The organism is Streptomyces sp. HSW2009, assembly GCF_040240285.1.
GTDB lineage: Bacteria > Actinomycetota > Actinomycetes > Streptomycetales > Streptomycetaceae > Streptomyces.
Map to the genome: position 1 here is coordinate 1 of NZ_JBEHZD010001304.1, position 231 is coordinate 231.

General features: G+C 77.9%; 1 protein-coding gene. It reads left to right on the forward strand.

The window, feature by feature from the left end; genetic code table 11:
• Positions 1–231, forward strand: a 231-nt coding sequence (locus AAHZ94_RS36660; RefSeq protein WP_349997734.1) for a hypothetical protein, incomplete at both ends; no start/stop codon positions are given.

Below are 231 nucleotides of genomic sequence, written 5' to 3' on the forward strand. Positions count from 1 at the left end.
TTTTTTTTTTTCTGCTCCACCTGGAGCGTTTGCGTGATCGGGGGCTCGGGGCTGGGGCTGTGTTTTTTTTATTCTGGTGTTGCGGGGGGGGGGGGGGGGGGGGGGGGCGTCGGGGGGGGGGGGGGGGGGGGGGGGGGGGGGGGGGGGCCCGGGGGGCCCCCCCCGGGGGGGGGGGCGGGGGGGGCGGCGGGGGGGGGGGGGTATCTCCCGGGGGGGGGGGGAGAGTTGTGG